This window comes from Acidovorax sp. 107 (genome assembly GCF_003058055.1).
Lineage (GTDB): Bacteria > Pseudomonadota > Gammaproteobacteria > Burkholderiales > Burkholderiaceae_C > Acidovorax.
Window position 1 is genome coordinate 3,520,314 of the sequence record NZ_QBTZ01000001.1, and the last position, 16,266, is coordinate 3,536,579.

General features: G+C 67.9%; 14 protein-coding genes. 7 read left to right on the plus strand and 7 right to left on the minus strand.

Annotated elements, in window-relative coordinates; translation table 11 throughout:
• Positions 1 to 4: 4 nt before the first annotated feature.
• Entirely contained in the window at positions 5 to 1,696 is a 1,692-nt protein-coding gene (locus tag C8C99_RS16410; protein WP_108626336.1) for a GMC family oxidoreductase, read from the minus strand.
• Between the two features lie 286 nt (positions 1,697 to 1,982).
• Here C8C99_RS16410 and C8C99_RS16415 point away from each other — a divergent pair, with 286 nt between their 5' ends.
• From C8C99_RS16415 to C8C99_RS16430, 4 genes are read left to right on the plus strand one after another with little or no spacing between them, the layout of a single operon-like run.
• On the plus strand, positions 1,983 to 3,107 hold the full coding sequence (locus tag C8C99_RS16415) for an ABC transporter permease (RefSeq protein WP_108626337.1): 1,125 nt from the start codon (positions 1,983 to 1,985) through the stop codon (positions 3,105 to 3,107).
• The gene (locus C8C99_RS16420) at positions 3,104 to 3,979 is read left to right on the plus strand and encodes an ABC transporter ATP-binding protein (RefSeq protein WP_108626338.1); all 876 of its coding nucleotides are present in this window, start codon (positions 3,104 to 3,106) and stop codon (positions 3,977 to 3,979) included. Before C8C99_RS16415 ends, C8C99_RS16420 begins: the two co-directional genes overlap by 4 nt.
• The gene (locus C8C99_RS16425; protein WP_108626339.1) at positions 3,979 to 4,947 is read left to right on the plus strand and encodes an MlaD family protein; all 969 of its coding nucleotides are present in this window, start codon (positions 3,979 to 3,981) and stop codon (positions 4,945 to 4,947) included. The genes C8C99_RS16420 and C8C99_RS16425 overlap by 1 nt, the downstream gene beginning before the upstream one ends.
• 53 nt (positions 4,948 to 5,000) lie before the next feature.
• Positions 5,001 to 5,693 carry an ABC-type transport auxiliary lipoprotein family protein gene (locus tag C8C99_RS16430; protein ID WP_108626340.1) on the plus strand — a complete coding sequence of 231 codons (693 nt, stop codon included), beginning with the start codon at positions 5,001 to 5,003 and terminating at the stop codon, positions 5,691 to 5,693.
• Between the two features lie 76 nt (positions 5,694 to 5,769).
• Here the strand turns inward: C8C99_RS16430 and C8C99_RS16435 are convergent, their stop codons facing one another.
• The 3 genes from C8C99_RS16435 to C8C99_RS16445 all read right to left on the minus strand — a co-directional run bounded on the left by C8C99_RS16435 (position 5,770) and on the right by C8C99_RS16445 (position 10,569).
• Positions 5,770 to 7,146, minus strand: coding sequence for an NAD(P)/FAD-dependent oxidoreductase (locus C8C99_RS16435; RefSeq protein ID WP_108626341.1), 1,377 nt, complete (start codon positions 7,144 to 7,146; stop codon positions 5,770 to 5,772).
• 85 nt (positions 7,147 to 7,231) lie between these two features.
• Complete coding sequence (locus tag C8C99_RS16440; RefSeq protein ID WP_056643037.1) at positions 7,232 to 8,686, minus strand: DUF1501 domain-containing protein; 1,455 nt, start codon at positions 8,684 to 8,686, stop codon at positions 7,232 to 7,234.
• Between the two features lie 8 nt (positions 8,687 to 8,694).
• Positions 8,695 to 10,569 (minus strand): DUF1800 family protein, encoded by a 1,875-nt coding sequence (locus C8C99_RS16445; protein WP_108626342.1) that lies wholly within the window; start codon positions 10,567 to 10,569, stop codon positions 8,695 to 8,697.
• Positions 10,570 to 10,945: 376 nt separating this feature from the next.
• Here C8C99_RS16445 and C8C99_RS16450 point away from each other — a divergent pair, with 376 nt between their 5' ends.
• From C8C99_RS16450 to C8C99_RS16460, 3 genes are all read left to right on the plus strand, one after another.
• Positions 10,946 to 11,164, plus strand: a complete 219-nt coding sequence (locus C8C99_RS16450; RefSeq protein WP_056643031.1) for a CsbD family protein — start codon at positions 10,946 to 10,948, stop codon at positions 11,162 to 11,164.
• A 108-nt stretch (positions 11,165 to 11,272) separates the two neighbouring features.
• The gene (locus C8C99_RS16455) at positions 11,273 to 11,854 is read left to right on the plus strand and encodes a hypothetical protein (RefSeq protein ID WP_056643027.1); all 582 of its coding nucleotides are present in this window, start codon (positions 11,273 to 11,275) and stop codon (positions 11,852 to 11,854) included.
• Between the two features lie 228 nt (positions 11,855 to 12,082).
• Positions 12,083 to 12,619, plus strand: coding sequence for a hemerythrin domain-containing protein (locus C8C99_RS16460; protein WP_056643025.1), 537 nt, complete (start codon positions 12,083 to 12,085; stop codon positions 12,617 to 12,619).
• Between the two features lie 252 nt (positions 12,620 to 12,871).
• Here the strand turns inward: C8C99_RS16460 and C8C99_RS16465 are convergent, their stop codons facing one another.
• The 3 genes from C8C99_RS16465 to creC all read right to left on the minus strand — a co-directional run bounded on the left by C8C99_RS16465 (position 12,872) and on the right by creC (position 16,254).
• Positions 12,872 to 13,243: a hypothetical protein gene (locus C8C99_RS16465; protein ID WP_233247248.1), complete on the minus strand. Its 372-nt coding sequence runs from the start codon at positions 13,241 to 13,243 to the stop codon at positions 12,872 to 12,874.
• Positions 13,240 to 14,676, minus strand: a complete 1,437-nt coding sequence (gene creD / locus C8C99_RS16470; protein WP_056643023.1) for a cell envelope integrity protein CreD — start codon at positions 14,674 to 14,676, stop codon at positions 13,240 to 13,242. Before creD ends, C8C99_RS16465 begins: the two co-directional genes overlap by 4 nt.
• Positions 14,677 to 14,787: 111 nt before the next feature.
• Positions 14,788 to 16,254: a two-component system sensor histidine kinase CreC gene (creC, locus tag C8C99_RS16475; RefSeq protein WP_108626343.1), complete on the minus strand. Its 1,467-nt coding sequence runs from the start codon at positions 16,252 to 16,254 to the stop codon at positions 14,788 to 14,790.
• Positions 16,255 to 16,266: the final 12 nt, after the last annotated feature.

Genomic DNA, 16,266 nt, shown 5'->3' on the forward strand with positions numbered 1-16,266 from the left:
CTACTCACGCCGCCTGCCGTGACTGGATGATCCACTCCGCGGCCTTCTCCGCCATCATCAGCGTGGGCGAGTTGGTGTTGCCGCTGGTGATAGTGGGCATGGCGCCCGCATCCACCACGCGCAGCCCGGCCACCACGCCGCCACGTCCGTCGCGCACGCGCAGTTGCGCATCCAGCACGGCCATCGGGTCGCCGTCGCGGCCCATCTTCGTGGTGCCCACGGGGTGGAAGATGGTGGTGGCAATGTCGCCCGCCAGGCGCGCCAGGTCTTCGTCGCTTTCAAACTGCACGCCGGGCTTCCACTCCTGAGGCTGGTACTTGGCCAGCGCGGGCTGGGCCACGATGCGGCGCGTGACGCGCAGGCTGTCGGCCGCCACCTGGCGGTCTTCGGGCGTGCTGAGGTAGTTGGGCGCGATGGCGGGCGCGGCCTTGAAGTCGGCGTTCTTGATGCTCACCGTGCCCCGGCTGGTGGGGTTGAGGTTGCACACGCTGGCGGTGAACGCCGGGAACCCGTGCAGCGGCTCGCCAAACGCATCGAGCGACAAGGGCTGCACGTGGTACTCGATGTTGGGGTACGGCTGGTCGGGGCTGCTGCGGGTGAACGCACCCAGCTGCGAAGGCGCCATGCTCATGGGCCCGCTGCGCTTGAGCGCATATTCAAGCCCGATCTTGGCCTTGCCGACCAGCGAGTTGGCCATGGTGTTGAGCGTCTGCACGCCCTGCACCTTGAACACCGCGCGGATCTGCAGGTGGTCCTGCAGATTGGCGCCCACGCCCGGCAGGTCCACCTTCACTTCCACGCCGTGCTGGCGCAGCAGTGCGGCGGGGCCGATGCCCGACAGCTGCAGCAGCTGGGGCGAGTTGACGGCGCCCGCGCTCAGGATCACTTCGCCCGCCGCGCGGGCCGCGACCATCTCGGTGCCGTCCCACACCTGCACGCCCGTGCAGCGCTGGGTGCCGTCGGGCTGGGTCTCGATGAGGAGCTTGGACGCCTGCGCGCTGGTCCACATCTCGAAGTTGGGCCGGCCGTAGCAGGTTGGGCGCAAGAAGGCTTTGGCCGTGTTCCAGCGCCAGCCGCCTTTCTGGTTGACCTCGAAGTAACCCACGCCTTCGTTGCTGCCGCTGTTGAAGTCGTCGGTGGCCGGGATGCCCGCCTGCTGCGCAGCGTGGGCAAAGGCGTCGAGCACATCCCAGCGCAGGCGCTGTTTTTCCACCCGCCACTCGCCCGTGCTGCCGGTGGCCTTGTTGCCGTGCAGGCGTTTGAAATTTTCGTTCACGGCCCCGGGCTGGTCCAGGCGCCAATGGTCTTCGTGGCGGCGGAAGTAGGGCAGGGCGTTGTCCCAGCGCCAGCTGGCGTCGCCGGTCAGCTCGGCCCACTGGTCGTAGTCGCGCGCCTGGCCGCGCATGTAGATCATGCCGTTGATGCTGCTGCAGCCGCCCAGCGTCTTGCCGCGCGGGTAGCGCAGGGTGCGGCCGTTCAGGCCCGCGTCGGGTTCGGTGTTGTAGAGCCAGTCGGTGCGCGGGTTGCCGATGCAGTACAGGTAGCCCACGGGGATGTGGATCCAGTGGTAGTCGTCCTTGCGGCCCGCTTCGATCAGCAGCACGCGGTGGCGGCCGTCGGCGCTCAGGCGGTTGGCAAGCAGGGCTCCGGCCGTGCCCCCGCCGATGATGATGGTGTCAAACGTGGTGTCGCTCATGGAAAAGGGGCGGTGCCGATCAAGGGTGGTAACGGTGGGCCATTGTGCGGATGGGGCAGGCCCTGTCGATAGGGTGTGTGCCTATTGCTACATTTTTGGTAGCTACTGGTGCTTATAGATATTGCGCTTGGCGTCGATTTGATAATAATTACACGCTTCGCCGCCTGTCTTTGCTTGACAGGCTGGTGTCCGACAGCGCGTGCAGGATTCGCTCCGCTACCATGCACGCTCTTCCTTGCTGCTTCTTGACGACCCACCCCCTGCGGCTGCCCTGGCGGCCTGACCCATGACCGACCACGCCCCCCACATCGTTCGCGCCGATACGCCCCAAGGGCCGTGCGCGCAGCTGCGTGGGCGCTGGGGCGCGGCCGAGTTGGGCAGCGCGAAGCAGTGGCAGGCCGTGTCGGACCAGCTGCGCGACGCACCGCCTGCCCCCACCCTGGGCTGGGACCTGCGGGAGCTGCAGTGGCTGGACCATGTGGGCGCGCAGCTGCTGTGGAACCACTGGCAGCACGCCTGGCCCGCCCAGCTGGCCTGCACCGACAGCCAGCGCACCATGCTCACGCGCGTGGCGCAGTTCACCTGCGTGGCACCGCCGCCCGAGCCCTGGCGGCTGGGCGAACAGATCGACCACCTGGGCGTGCTGGTGCTGCATGGCGTGGACCATGCCCGCCACCTGCTGGAGATGGTGGGCCAGCTGGTGCTGGACCTGGGCCGCCTGGCGCGCGCACCGCGCAAGGGGCCGTGGCGCGATGTGTCCGGCCACCTGTACCGCATGGGCGCCACGGCGCTGCCCATCACGGCGCTGGTGGGCTTCCTCATCGGGGTGGTGCTGGCCTACCTGATGAGCCTGCAGCTGCGGCAGTTTGGTGCCGAGTCGTTCATCGTCAACATCCTGGGCATCTCGCTGATCCGCGAGCTGGGGCCCATGCTGGCGGCCATTCTGGTGGCGGGCCGCTCGGGCTCGTCCATCACCGCGCAGATCGGTGTGATGCGCGTGACCGAAGAGCTGGACGCCATGCGCGTCATGGGCATCCCGCACGGGTTCCGCCTGGTGATGCCGCGCACGCTGGCATTGGCGCTGGCCATGCCGCTCATCAGCGTATGGACCACGCTGGCCGCGCTGGCAGGCGGCATGCTGGCGGCCGACGTCTCCATGGACATCTCGCCGTCCTACTTTGTGCAGGCACTGCCCGCCGCGGTGAAGGTCGGCAACCTAGGCCTGGCGATGGCCAAGTCGGTGGTGTTTGGTGCATTCATTGCGCTCATCGGCTGCCACTGGGGCCTGCGCGTCAAGCCCAACACCCAGAGCCTGGGCGAAGGCACGACGGCGTCGGTGGTGTCGTCCATCACCATGGTGATCATCGTGGACGCGCTGTTTGCGGTCGCCTTCAAGAACATTGGCATATGACTGAGCGCATCGCCAAGCCCGAACACATCGCCGTCGCGCCGGGCGAGCCGCCCATCGTGGACGTGCAGGGCCTCTGGACGCAGTTTGGCAAGGGCGATGAAACCTTCACCGTGCACCAGGACCTGAACTTCACCGTGCAGCGCGGCGAGATGCTGTCGCTGGTGGGGGGCTCGGGCACGGGCAAGACGGTGCTGCTGCGCCAGATCCTGGGCCTGGCACGGCCCACGCGTGGGCAGGTCACGGTGCTGGGCCGTCCGGCGTCCGAAATGGGGCGCGAGGGCGCGGCCAGCCGCGTGGGCATGCTGTTCCAGCACGGCGCGCTGTTCTCGGCCTTCAACGTGCTCGACAACGTAGCCTTTGCGCTGCGCGAGCAAGGCACGCTGCCGCCCGAGCTGGTGCGCGACGCTGCGCTGGTCAAGCTGCAGATGGTGGGCCTGCAGCCCGAGCACGCCACGCGCATGCCGGCCGACCTTTCGGGGGGCATGGTCAAGCGCGTGGCGCTGGCCCGTGCGCTCATCATGGACCCGCCGCTGCTGCTGCTCGATGAACCCACGGCGGGCCTGGACCCGAGCAGCTCCGACGACTTCTGCGCATTGCTGCGCGAGCTGCGCGCGGCGCTGGGGCTGACGGTGGTGATGGTCACGCACGACCTGGATACGCTGTTCGCACTCAGCACCCGCGTGGCCGTGCTGGCCGACAAGAAGGTCATCGTCACCGGCCCACCGCACGAGGTGGCGCACTTTTCGCACCCGTTCATCGAGCACTTCTTCATGGGCGAGCGTGGCCAGCGGGCCATGGCGCCCGTGCCTTCTGTGCAGCAGGCTCCGGCGCAGGTCGCCACGGCGCCTGCGCCCCACAAGGAACATCCCTGATGGAAAACAAATCCCACGCCCTCGCCGCAGGCATCTTTGTGCTGGTGGTCGCCGCCATGCTGGCAGGCCTGGCCATCTGGCTCACGCGCGACAACGCCAACTACGAGCAGTACGAACTCTCCACCCGCGACGGCGTGAGCGGCCTGCAGCCCCAGGCCACCGTGCGCTACAAAGGCGTGGCCGTGGGCAAGGTCACGCGCATCGGGTTCGACCCCCAGGTGAGCGGCAACGTGCTGATCCGTATCGCCGTCAACGAACAGGCGCCCATCAGCCCCACCACCTTTGCCGTGCTGGGCTACCAGGGCGTCACCGGCCTGGCCCATGTGCAGCTGGACGACGCCGAGAAGCCCTACCCCGAGCTGCCCCCCGGCCCCAGCGGCCTGCCACGCCTGCCGCTCAAGCCCTCGCCGTTTGGCAAGCTGGCCGAGCAGGCGCCCGCCATCCTGGGCCAGGTCGAAGAGGCCACGCGCCGCATCAACCAGCTGCTGGGCGACGGCAACCAGCAAAAGCTCACCGAGGCGCTGTCCAACATCGGCCAGGCCGCAGGCAGTGTCAACACCCTGACCCAGCGGCTCGATGCCACCGTGGCCCAGCGCCTGGACCCGGCCCTGGCCGCGCTGCCGCCCCTGGCCAGCGATGCGCGCCAGACGCTGCAGTCGCTGCAGCAGGCGGGTGCCAGCGTGTCCGCCCTGGCGGTGGACCTGGGCAAGACCAACCAGCGGCTCAACGCCGAGGGCGGAGCCATCGACCAGATCACCGTCGGCACCCAGTCCCTGGCGCGCGCGGCGGACCAGTTCAGCACCGCCACCTTGCCCCGGGTGAACCGCGCCGCCGACGACACGGCCCGCGCCGCCCGCCAGATGGGCCGCGCGGCCGGGGGCATCAGCGATAACCCGCAGCTGTTCATCTATGGCTCGGGGCGCATCCCCCCCGGGCCGGGTGAGCCCGGTTTTGGTGGTGGCCGATGAGCGGTGTCTCCGACCGCGCCGCATGGGCAGCGTGGGCCCTGTGAGGAGTGAATATGATTACTATCAAAAATATAGCAACAAAGGCATATAAATCCGGCACTACCGCCCTGTGGGGCTGTGGGTTGGCGGCGGTGCTGGTGCTCACGGGCTGTTCGGCCCTGCCGGCCGCCCCCACCCGCCCTGTGCTGTATGACTTTGGGCCCGGTCCGCTGGCCACCGTGCCCACCGACCGGCGCGCACCCCTCGCGCCGTTGGCGCTGGCCGACATGGATGCGCCCGGCCTGCCCGAGGGCGGCAACGCCGTGCTGTACCGCCTGGCCTATGCCGACGCCCAGCAGCTGCGCCCCTACAGCCAGGCCCGCTGGAGCCAGCCGCCCGCGCAGCTGCTGCAGCAGCGCCTGCGCGAACAACTGGGCCTGCGCCGCGCCGTGCTCAAGGCCGACGACGGCGCCGCACAGGCCCGCGAACCCGCCCAGGGCAACAAGCTGCCCCTGGTGCTGCGCACCGAGCTGGAGGAGTTCAGCCACCTGTTCACCAGCCCCAGCGACAGCGCGGGCGTGGTGCGCCTGCGCGCCACGGTGGTTGAGCTGACCCCGTCGGGCGAATCCCTGCGCGGCCAGCGTGTGTTCATCGTGCAGCAGCCTGCCAAGTCGGCCGATGCGGCGGGCGGCGTGGCCGCGCTGGCTGCGGCATCAAGCCAGGTGGCCGGGGAGCTGGCGGCGTGGGTGGAGCAGGTGGGGCAGTAACGCACTAGGTCTTTGTGGACCTCCCGTGCCAGCGCGCGCCGGCCTTGGCCGTGGCGCCACGCAGTGCGGCTGGCCGTCAGGAGCCCGGCTGTGTGGGGGATGGAGGTGCGGCCTCCGGGCGTTCAATGCCTGTCACCACCCGCGCGTAGCGCGCAAAGCTCCAGTACGCCCAGGCCCAGTCCAGCAGCACCACCAGCCGGTTGCGAAAGCCAATCAGAAAGTACACGTGCGCAAACAGCCAGAACAGCCACGCAAAGTAGCCTGAGAACCGCACTGGCCCAGCGGGCGAGGTGAGGTCCACCACGGCAGAGTTGCGGCCGATGGTGGCCAGGTTGCCGTAGTCGCGATAGCGAAACGGCTGCGTGGGCTGGCCCGCCAGCCGGCGCAGGATGTTGGCTGCGGTGGCGCGGCCCATCTGCTTGGCGCCGGGCGACACGCCGGGCACGGGCGTGGGCTCGTGGCCGGGGGCATGGCTCTTGGCGGCTGCCAGGTCGCCGATCACGCTGATCTCGGGGTGGCCGGGCAGCGTCAGGTCGGGCTCCACCACCACGCGGCCCGCGCGGTCGGTGGTGGCGCCGGTGGCGTCTGCCAGGTGGCGGCCCAGGGGTGATGCGGCTACGCCCGCAGCCCACACAATACATTTGCTATTTATTTGATAGCTATTTGCGCTGAATGTACTAGCGCTTGCGGGTGATTCGACCTTCAATCCACCGCTGTCGATGGCGGTGACGCGCACGCCCAGGCGCACGTCCACACCCAGCTTGTCCAGTTGCTCCTTGGCGCGCTGGCTCAGGGCTTCGGGCATGGCCTGCAGCACGCGCGCACCGCCTTCGAGCAGGATGATCTTCGCGCTCGCAGGGTCGATGTGGCGGAACTCGCCGGGCAGCGTGTGGCGCGCAATCTCTGCCAGCGTGCCGGCCATTTCCACGCCCGTGGGGCCCGCGCCCACGACGACAAAGTTGAGCCAGTCCGCACGGCGTGCGGGGTCGGGTTCCTTCTCGGCCGCCTCGAAGGCCAGCAACACGCGGCGGCGGATCTCGAACGCATCGTCCAGCGTCTTGAGGCCGGGCGCATAGGCCGCCCAGTCGTCGCGGCCAAAGTAGCTGTGCGTGGCACCGGCGGCCACGATGAGATGGTCATACGGCAGCGCGGCGCCGTCTGCCAGGTGCACGGTGCGCTGGCCCACGTCGATGCGCGTGACCTCGCCCAGCAAGGTGGTCACGTTGCGCTGCTGCCGGAACAGGTGCCGGATGGGCGCCGCAATGGCCGGGGCCGACAGGCCGGCCGTGGCCACCTGGTAGAGCAGGGGCTGGAAGAGGTGGTGGTTGGTCTTGTCCACCAGGGTCACATCCACCGCCGCGCCCCGCAGGGCGCGGGCCGCTTCGAGGCCGCCGAACCCGCAACCGATGATGACCACGCGCGGGCGAAGCGGGGGAGCAGAGGGAGTCGTCATGCCGCCATTATTGGGGAGCCGCGTGGTGGCCCGGCCTCGTGACCTGGGCCTGACCTGCGGCCCCAGGCTGCGGGGGCTCAATGCGTTACAGGAACCCCAGGTCCACCGGGTAGTCCGGCCGACCCGCCGCTGCGCCAAAGTGCGTGATGTTGGGCAGCACACCCGCCATTTCGTTGTCGGCCACGCCGAACCACTTGGCCAGGGTGGCCGCGTACTGGTCCACCGAGGTGGACGGCAGCAGGCGACCCTGGCCCACATGCCACTGGTCTTCGGGGGCGGCTGTGTTGGTGATGCTGACCGGCGGCGCGCTGCCGTAGAACGCCTTCCCTTTGACCGCGCCGCCCACCATGAGGTGGTGGCTGCCCCAGCCGTGGTCCGAGCCGTCGCCGTTGGAGCTGAGCGTGCGGCCAAAGTCGGAGGCGGTGAACGCCGTGACCTTGTCGGCCACGCCCAGCTCCACCGTGGCGTTGTAGAACGCGGTCATGGCTTCGCTCACCCGTTGCAGCAAGCCGGGCTGCTGCGCAATGAGGTTGTCGTGCAGGTCAAAGCCGCCCAGCGACACCATGAACACCTGTCGCTTGCTGCCCAGGGTGCTGCGCGCACCAATCAGGCGCGCCACCATCTTGAGCTGGTTGGCCAGCGAGTTGTTGTTGGGAAAGGTCGTGGACAACGTCACGCCCGCGAGCCCGTTGGTGATCTGGCTTTCTGCCGTCACGGCCCGGGTGGTCACGCGGTTGTATTCGTTCTCCAGCGTCTGCGTGCGCGGCTGCTGGATGAGCGACGCGAGCGCGCTTTGCACAGCCGATGACCCGTACACCCGGTTCTTCACACCATTGATGGCCACGGCCCCATTGGTGCTGACCTGGTACTGCAGGGCCGAGTCGCCCGACAGGAACACCGCATTGCCCGTGACAGAGATGCAGGTGAACAGCGAGTTGCCGTTGGACGACAGCGCCAGGTCGCCGATGTTGCCGCCCCAGCCCACGGTGGAGCCCTCGGGCGAGGACGACTGCCACACCGACTGCTGGTCGTTGTGCGAGAACAGCTTGGGAGGCACGGGGTAGGTGGCGCGGTCGGCACTGTTGTACTGCGCGCGGGTCAGCGGCACCACCAGCGGGCCGACGTTGAGCTGCACGGCGGCCTTGCCGTTGTTGAACAGGCCGGCCAGCCCTGTCATGGCCGGGTGCAGCGCGTACTGGCGGCCGCCCGGCAGGGGCGTGGTGGGGGTCAGCAGCGTGGGGGCCAGTGCTGCCTTGGCCAGTGCAATGCCGCCTGCCGACTGGCCTGCGCCGCCGCCCCGGATGGTGCTGTAGCGGTTGTAGCTGTCGTCGTCGTAGGTGATGACGGTGTTGGCATAGTCGTTGCCGCCATACAGAAACACGCAGACCAGTGCCTTGTAGTCGGTGGCGGTGAAGGCGGCCGCCTCGCCCATGGCGGCCAGGTTGAGGGCAAAGGGCAGGGCTGTGCCCGCAAGCCCCAGCTGGGTGGAGCGGCGCAGGAACGTGCGGCGGGTGTGGAGTTCGGGTTGAAGCAGGTGCATGGCAGGGCTTACTTTTGAACGAGGTATTCGGCCGAAGCCATGACCAGGAAGACGGCGGCCGCCACGCGGTCGAGCTTGACTGCGTCGGTGCTGGCGGTGGTGACGGGCGTCGCCTTCAGTGCATCCGCAATGAGCTTGACGGTGGCGGCTGACAGCTGGCCTGCGCACATCAGCAGGTTGATGCGGGCCACCAGCGCATCAGCGTCGGCCGCGATGGCCAGCTCGTTCGTGTAGCTGGCCTTGATGTCGTACCCGTTGTTGGAGGTGCTGGCATTGTTGGGCAGCTCGGGGGCATTCACGTAGATGCCGTTGCGGATCACGCCCTGCATGTAGTTGAGGTAGCCCCCCACGCTGCTTTCGTTGACCAGCTGGAACTCGGGGGCCACAGCGCCTGAAGTGGCCAATGCCGTGGACGGCGGCACATAGCCAGGCCGGAAGAAATTGAACACGGAAGGGGAGCGCAGCGGGCTCTGGCCCAGCCGCGAGCCCAGATCGCTCAGGTCGCCAATCTTCCAGCTGCCCTGCGCCGAGTTGATGCCAAAGGTGCGGCCCCATTGCACCAGGCGCAGCATGGGCTCACGCAGCTTGCCAAAGGCCGGCTGGGTGAGCCCTGCGGGTGAACGTGCCTCGTCGTCCAGCAAGATGGCCTTGACCACAGCGCGCAGGTCGCCGCGCACTCCCGCGCCGTTGTTGTTGAAGGCGGCCGCCACGCGCGCCACATAGCCGGGCGAAGGGTTGCTGGTGACCAGCCGCTGGATGAGCTGCTTGCCGATGAAGGGACCCACATTGGGGTGATTGAAAAGCGTGTCCAGCGCGGTCTTGAGCGCCGCAGCGCCCGGTGTGTTGGCGGGGATGGTGGTGCCCAGAAACGTCGCGGCCAGCGTGGAGTGGCGTGACGCATTGAGCGCCATGGGGAGGCGCGTGTAGGTGGTGTTAGGCACCACGCGCGTCGTGCCGGGCACGGTGATCGGGACGTTCTGCGACTGGTCGTAGTCGTAGCCGGTGAACACGCGCGCCAGGTTGGTCACGTCGTTCATGGTGTAGCTGTCTACGGGCTTGCCGGCGCCGTCCTTTTTGGGAGTTCCGTCGGAGTTCAGCTCCACCAGCCCGATGGACATGAGCTGCATCACCTCGCGGGCGTAGTTCTCGTCCGGCTGGCGGCCCGTGGCGGCGTTTTCCTTCTGGTTGCCCCGGGTGTTGAGGTAGTAGCCCATGGCAGCGTTGAGCGTCACGTTCTCCAGCACCGAGCGGTAGTTGCCAAACGCGTTGTTCACCAGTTGGTCCCAGTACCACGCCATGGCATGGCAGCGCCAATTGATGTCCACGCCATTGGTGGACACCACACAGATCTCAGACAGCGCGAGCGCCACCCGCTTGCGCAGGCCATCGGGCGACTTCATGAGCTGATACCAGATCATGTAGTCGGCAGGGTAGGAGTTGTCGTAGTAAGCCGTGTCGTTGCTGACGTCCGCGTAGCCGCGCTGGTTCAACCAGTCCCAGCCGCCCTGGCTGGGGCCTGCGCTGAACTGACTGTCCAGCCAGCCGGCATAGGTGGTGGCGCGCAGGGCCGCGATCTCGGCCGTCGATGCCGAGAACTGGGCCTGCAGCAGAAAGCGGGCGGCCTCGTTGTCCGTCGTGGCAGAGGGATGGGCGTAGTCGCCGAGCGAGGGGGTGGAGGGCGCGGGTGTGCCGGGGGTTCCCGCACCCGGCGCGCTGTCGCCACCGCCCCCACCGCAGGCGGCCAGGGCGCTGGACGCCAAGAGTGCGGTCAGCAGGGGCGCATGGGCCAGGCCGCCCGTCGTCGCATGTTCTGGGGAGAGGGGCTGGCCCTCGGGTGCCTCTGCCACCGCGGTGGTCAGAGTCTCCGGGTATGGATGGGTCATGGGATGGTCGTGGTGAAACGTGCGCAGTCGGGCAGGCACAACCGTGACTAAATCACACGCCGCGTGCGCTGGGAAACACAAGTGTTACCAGGCGAAACAGGCACTGGTGCGCGGGCTGCGAGCAGGGCCGCCAATGATGGGCGATTGCAACACTTTGTACCCCTTGCGGGGTCTGTTCCGGGCGAGTACCCGAGTGAAGGCGCCGCCACATCGGCGGTGTCCGGCAAGCCCGTAGGCCTGTGCTGACGTGTGCTGCGTGGCATGGACTACGGCGTCTGCTCCGGATCATTTTTACAGTGAATTCCATCGCATCACGCAAGTGTTCCACGCACTCCGAGTGGATGGCTGAAGCGAAGTGTTTATGAGGAACCACACCATGAATGAAGACACCATCAAGGGCAACTGGAAGCAGTTCAAGGGCAAGATGACCGAGCAGTGGGGCAAGCTCACGAACGACGACTTCGATGTCATCGACGGCAAGCGCGAACAGTTCCTGGGCAAGCTGCAAGAGCGCCAGGGCATCGCCCGCGACGTCGCCGAAAAGCAGCTCAAGGAATGGCAAAGCCGCCATCCTGATTTCCGCTTCAACGACTGACGGTGCCATGGCAACGGGGCTAGTGCCCCGGCCTCGCCAGGAGCCCCCTGGCAGCCGCCGCCAGCAGATTTCATTCGATTGCATTCATTCCATACCGAGGAGAAACCCATGACATTCAAACGCACCCTGATCGCCGTCTGCGCCACCGGTCTGATGGCCACCACCGCTTTTGCCATGACCCCTGCAGAGCACAAGGCCGCCAAGGAGAGCATCTCGGCGGACTACAAGATGAACAAAGAAAAATGCGATGCCCTCAAGGCCAATGCCAAGGACATCTGCATGAAGGAAGCCAAGGGGGCCGAGGACGTGGCCAAGGCCGAGCTCGAAGCCCAGTACAAGCCCAGCCCCAAGGCCAGCCAGAAGGTGGCCGAAGCCCGCGCTGACGCCGCCTACGCCGTCGCCAAGGAAAAGTGCGATGACCTGACCGGCAACGCCAAGGATGTGTGCGTGAAGGACGCCAAGGCCGAACATGTGAAGGCCAAGGAGAACGCCAAGGTGGCGGCCGCCCAGGCCAAGCCCGCCGATAACGCGGCGGAAAAGGCCGCTAACGTGGCCGAAGCCCGCAAGGACGCGACGGCAGAGAAGAACGAGGCCAACTACAAGGCCGCCAAGGAGCGCTGCGACGCCATGAGCGGCGACCTGAAGTCCAAGTGCGTGGACGACGCCAAGCGCATGTACGGCCACAGCTGATCGAAGGCGGGCGCGGGGCGCCTGAACTGCGATCCCACGGCAAAGCTGCATGGACCCTGCCCGCATAGCGGTGCAGGGTTCTGCTGTGTCTGGCGAGGTGGCGAGGCTTTGGGCGCCGGTTGTCGCAGCCGCCGCATACGGCGCCGCGCCATGACCTGCGTCAACACCCGGACCGCCCGGGGCTCCTAAGCTCGCACCTTCGTTTGATCTGCCTGCACAAGGATTCCCATGGCCCAACTCGAATGGTCTGACGCGCTGAACCTCGACCTGCCCCTGATGGATGACACCCACCGGGAGTTCGTCGATCTGCTGGCCGCCGTGGACCAGGCCGATGACGCCAATCTGCTACCCCGTTGGCGCGCGCTGGTGGACCACACTGAGCAGCATTTTGGCCAGGAGGACGACTGGATGGCCTCCACCCGTTTCGCATCGGGCAACTGCCACAGCATGCAGCACAGTGTGGTGCTGAAGGTGATGCGCGAAGGCACGGCACGCGCCGAGCAGGGCGACCTCCAGGTGCTGCGCGTGATGGCCAGCGAGCTGGCGCTGTGGTTCCCGCAGCATGCACAGGCCATGGACGCCTCGCTGGCCCTGCACCTGCGCCGTGTGGGGTTTGACCCGGCGACGGGCGTGGTGCATGCCCCCGGCGCATTGCCGCAGGAGCTGATCCACGGCTGCGGCGGGGCCACCTGTTCGGACACGGATGCCCAAGGCGCCGACATACCCGCCGCGCAGCCTGACGCAGCGTCCGCCGTACCCGCCTGACCGGCGCCCCATCGGGTCGTCTATCCCCAGCGCTTGTCACTCAGCGTCGGCGCCTGCAAGGGAGGCTGCCGTTGTGTGCCCCACCGTGCAGCGACCTGGCGCGCGCGGTCCAGCGCGAGGGGCGCAGTCGCAGGGCGGCTGGGTGATCGCTCTTTTTTTTGATAGCTGATGGTGCATATTGCACTGGCGCTATCGCCCATTTCGATTGAAATTTGGTCCGCAGGGTCTGTCCACATCCCACTAGGTGGGCATTCAGACCCTATGGTGGCGCGGCATCAACAGGCCGGCCGTGCGCCATGCCAAGTCACGCAGGGCTCGGCGCAGGGCGGGTGAATCTGCGGCGGCATCTGCAGCACCGGCAGGGTCTTCGGGGGTATGGTCCGCTGCTGCACCGTGCGGGCAAAAGGCCGCGTCCAGCACCTGTTGCTTGGCGCAATGCAAGGCCAGCCGGTCCTGCGACCGCAGGGCCGCCATCAACTGGTCGCGGTGGCGCTGCACGCGGTCCGCTTCGGCGGCGGTCAGCGCGGTGCCCCTTGCGGGGCCGGTGCTGGCGGGCGGCGTCAGGGCCTGGGCCTGCGCCAGGTACTGGGCCCAGCGCGTGGTGTGGGCGGCGGTGGCGTTCATGCGGCCTCCGTGCGGGGCGCTGTGGGGCGCTGTACCGGTGGCATGGTGGGGCGCGGGGGCGTGCCGCCTTGCGACAGCCCGTACCAGTTCACCTTGCGCGTCAGCACCATCACCGCCGCCAGCACCAGGAAGAGTGCAATCGCCCCCACCACCAGCGCCGTCTGCTCCAGCTGCAGCAGCACATACAGCAGGCCATACAGCAGCGCAATGCCCGCCCCCAGCGGCACCCCGCGCGTGAGCCCGCCCAGCATGTGGCTGGCGTAATAGGCCAGCAGCAGCACACACGCGCTGGCGGCCACCGCGTACGAGATGCCAAACGGCAGGTGCTCCGACAGGCTCACCAGCAGCAGGAAGAAGCTGCACAGCGCGCTGCCCACCAGCAGGTACTGCACCGGGTGCACGCGCAGCTTCTTCATCAGCTCGAACAGGCCCACGGCCACGAAGGTGAGGGCGATGAACAGCACGCCGTACTTGGTGGCGCGGTCTGACAGGGAATAGGGATTCACCGGGTCGATGAAGGCCACGCTGAAGCTGTCGGCGCAGTCGCCCGGCGTGGCCCCGGTGTGCGCATAGTCGCTGCCCTCGTCCGCGCCCAGGCAGATGCGTTTGCCGCTGGCAATGTCGGCCTGCGCCGTGGTGGCCAGTGACGACAGGCGCCACTGGGCCGAGAAGCCGGTCTTCTTGACCTCGCGCTCCGACGGCAGAAAGCGCCCGGCAAACGACGGGTGGGGCCAGCTGCTGGTCATCAGCACTTCGGTGTTGCCGCCCAGCGGCACGATGGCCAGGCGCTCGGTGCCCACCAGTTCCAGGTCCAAGGTGGCCGTGAGGCCATCGGCCTTGCCGCGCACGGATTCGGGCAGCATCGCATGCAGGCCCCGGCTGTAGGTGGGGTGGAAGGTGCCAGGCTTGAGCGCCAGCGCCTGGCTGCCCATGGTGAACTGCGCGGTGCGGATGCCGCGCGCATCGCCCACGGCCATCATCACGATGGGTGCGCCGCAGTGCATGCGCGAATTTTTCATGCTGCTCTGCGGCAGCAGGTTGGCCAGCGACCCCCATTGCGCCGTCACGTTGGCCTTGAGGTTGTAGGTGTTCACCTTGTGCAGGCCGCGTGCGCGTTCTTCCATCGCGGCGCCGGTGGTGAGCTTGAGCTGCTCGGGCATGGCGGTCAGGATGAACTCGCGGCGCTTTTCGACCATGCGGCGCTCGTCACCCTTGCCGACTTCTTCATCCCAGCTCTCCACGCAGGCGCTGTGGATCATGGGGCCCATCAGCGTCTGCGACCCGGCCAGGCTCTCGGCCACGCTTTGCGCGGTGATGCTGCGGTAGCGCAGCCGGTCGCGCACCACGTCTTCGATCAGGCCCAGGCCAAAGAGCAGCAACACGGTGATGGCGGTCAGCGCCGCCAGCTTGGTGAACAAGGGGTGTTTGAACAAAAGATCCTCCACAAGTGACTGTTGTGGAGGCAGTGTTGTGGCGCGCTGTGAGGGCGCTATGAAGTTTGTGAGGCCAGTGTGAAGTGGAGTGCTGGCCGTGTCTTTGGCGGCTCAGGCGGTGCGGTACACCAGCTCCACCCGCAGGCCCGGCGCCGTGTTGCGCGCCACCATCTGCCCGCCATGCAGCGCCATCACGCGCTGGACGATGGCCAGTCCCAGGCCCGATCCGCTGCGCTCGCCGCCCGGTCGTGCGGTGGTGAAAAAGCGTTCGCCCAGGCGCGGCAGCGCGTAGTCGGGCACGCCGGGGCCGCTGTCCTGCACGGCCACCGTGGCGCCGTCCAGGTCCACCCGCACCGTGCTGCCTGCGGGCGCAAAGTCGATGGCGTTGTCCAGCAGGTTGGTCAGCGCCAGCGTCACCAGCTCAGCCTCCCACGGGCCGCTGGTGCCGTGGCCGCTCAGCGCCAGGGCGATGCCGCGCTGCCCGGCGCGGGCGCGGGTCTGGGCAATGGCGGCCTCGGCGCAGTCTTGCAGCGCCACGGGCGCGCGGCCTTCGGCGTGCTGGCGCTGCTCCAGCTTGGACAGCTCCAGCAGCCGGTCGATGATGCGCTGCAGGCGCTCGCTCTGCTGCACCACCTGGGTTGCAAACTCGGCGCGGTCGGCGGCGGGCAGCTCGTCCTGCAGCAGCTCGCCCGCGCCGCGGATGGCGGCCACAGGGCTTTTGAGTTCGTGCGTGAGCGCGCGCACATAGCCCTCGATGTAGTCGCGCCCCTCCAGCCGCGCGCGCATGCGGTCCATGGCGCGGGCCAGGTCGCCCAGCTCGCCGGGCACCTCGGGCACGGCCAGGGCGGTGGGGGGCGGCAGGTTCGGGTCGTGGCGTTCGCCGTCGGCGGGGCCCTGCACACTCAGGGCGTAGTCGCGCAGGCGGCGCACGTTCCACACCATCCACAGCGTCACCGCCACGCCCACGGCGGCCGATAGCGCCAGCAGCAACAGCCCGCCCATGAACACCTTGCGCTCGGCCCGGTCGATGAAGCGCTGCACCGTGCGCGTGGGCTTGGCCACGGTCAGCACGCCCGCAATCTGGCTGTTCACGTAGATGGGCGCGGCCACATGCATCACGCCGCTGGTGTCGTCGTCTTCCACATCGCGGGTCGAGCGCGCGCCGTACTCGCCGCGCAGCGTGCGCGCCACGTCGCGCCACTGCGAATAATCGGCACCAATGGCACGGTTTTCGGAGTCGAACAGCACGCGCCCCGTGGTGTCGGTCACATAGATGCGGTAGTCGAGCGACTGCTTGGAAAAGCCCCAGATGGCCGCATCGATGGGCCGCGTGGCATAGCGCCGCACATGCTGGGCAAACGGGCTGGTGCTGCTATTGTCGGCCTCCGCCGCCAGCCGCCCGGCGGCTAGGTCTTCGCTGGCCAGCTCGGCCAGGATGTTGGCCGTGTCCACCATCATGTCCTCCATCACCTCGCGCACGCTGGGCTTGATCTCGGCCATGAACACGCGCAGCACAAAGAACGCGGCGATGCCGTTGATGAGGAAGAAGGCGAACAGCAGGCGGATGCCGAGGCGCATGGTGCGTTACTT

Excerpts from the sequence above, each read along its gene's own strand:
- C8C99_RS16450 (WP_056643031.1), top strand. The coding sequence starts at position 10,946 with ATGAATGAAGACACCATCAAGGGCAACTGGAAGCAGTTCAAGGGCAAG.
- C8C99_RS16415 (WP_108626337.1), top strand. The coding sequence starts at position 1,983 with ATGACCGACCACGCCCCCCACATCGTTCGCGCCGATACGCCCCAAGGG.
- C8C99_RS16410 (WP_108626336.1), bottom strand. The coding sequence starts at position 1,696 with ATGAGCGACACCACGTTTGACACCATCATCATCGGCGGGGGCACGGCC.
- C8C99_RS16440 (WP_056643037.1), bottom strand. The coding sequence starts at position 8,686 with ATGCACCTGCTTCAACCCGAACTCCACACCCGCCGCACGTTCCTGCGC.
- C8C99_RS16465 (WP_233247248.1), bottom strand. The coding sequence starts at position 13,243 with ATGAACGCCACCGCCGCCCACACCACGCGCTGGGCCCAGTACCTGGCG.
- C8C99_RS16430 (WP_108626340.1), top strand. The coding sequence starts at position 5,001 with ATGATTACTATCAAAAATATAGCAACAAAGGCATATAAATCCGGCACT.
- creC (WP_108626343.1), bottom strand. The coding sequence starts at position 16,254 with ATGCGCCTCGGCATCCGCCTGCTGTTCGCCTTCTTCCTCATCAACGGC.
- C8C99_RS16455 (WP_056643027.1), top strand. The coding sequence starts at position 11,273 with ATGACATTCAAACGCACCCTGATCGCCGTCTGCGCCACCGGTCTGATG.
- C8C99_RS16445 (WP_108626342.1), bottom strand. The coding sequence starts at position 10,569 with ATGACCCATCCATACCCGGAGACTCTGACCACCGCGGTGGCAGAGGCA.
- C8C99_RS16460 (WP_056643025.1), top strand. The coding sequence starts at position 12,083 with ATGGCCCAACTCGAATGGTCTGACGCGCTGAACCTCGACCTGCCCCTG.
- C8C99_RS16425 (WP_108626339.1), top strand. The coding sequence starts at position 3,979 with ATGGAAAACAAATCCCACGCCCTCGCCGCAGGCATCTTTGTGCTGGTG.
- C8C99_RS16435 (WP_108626341.1), bottom strand. The coding sequence starts at position 7,146 with ATGACGACTCCCTCTGCTCCCCCGCTTCGCCCGCGCGTGGTCATCATC.
- C8C99_RS16420 (WP_108626338.1), top strand. The coding sequence starts at position 3,104 with ATGACTGAGCGCATCGCCAAGCCCGAACACATCGCCGTCGCGCCGGGC.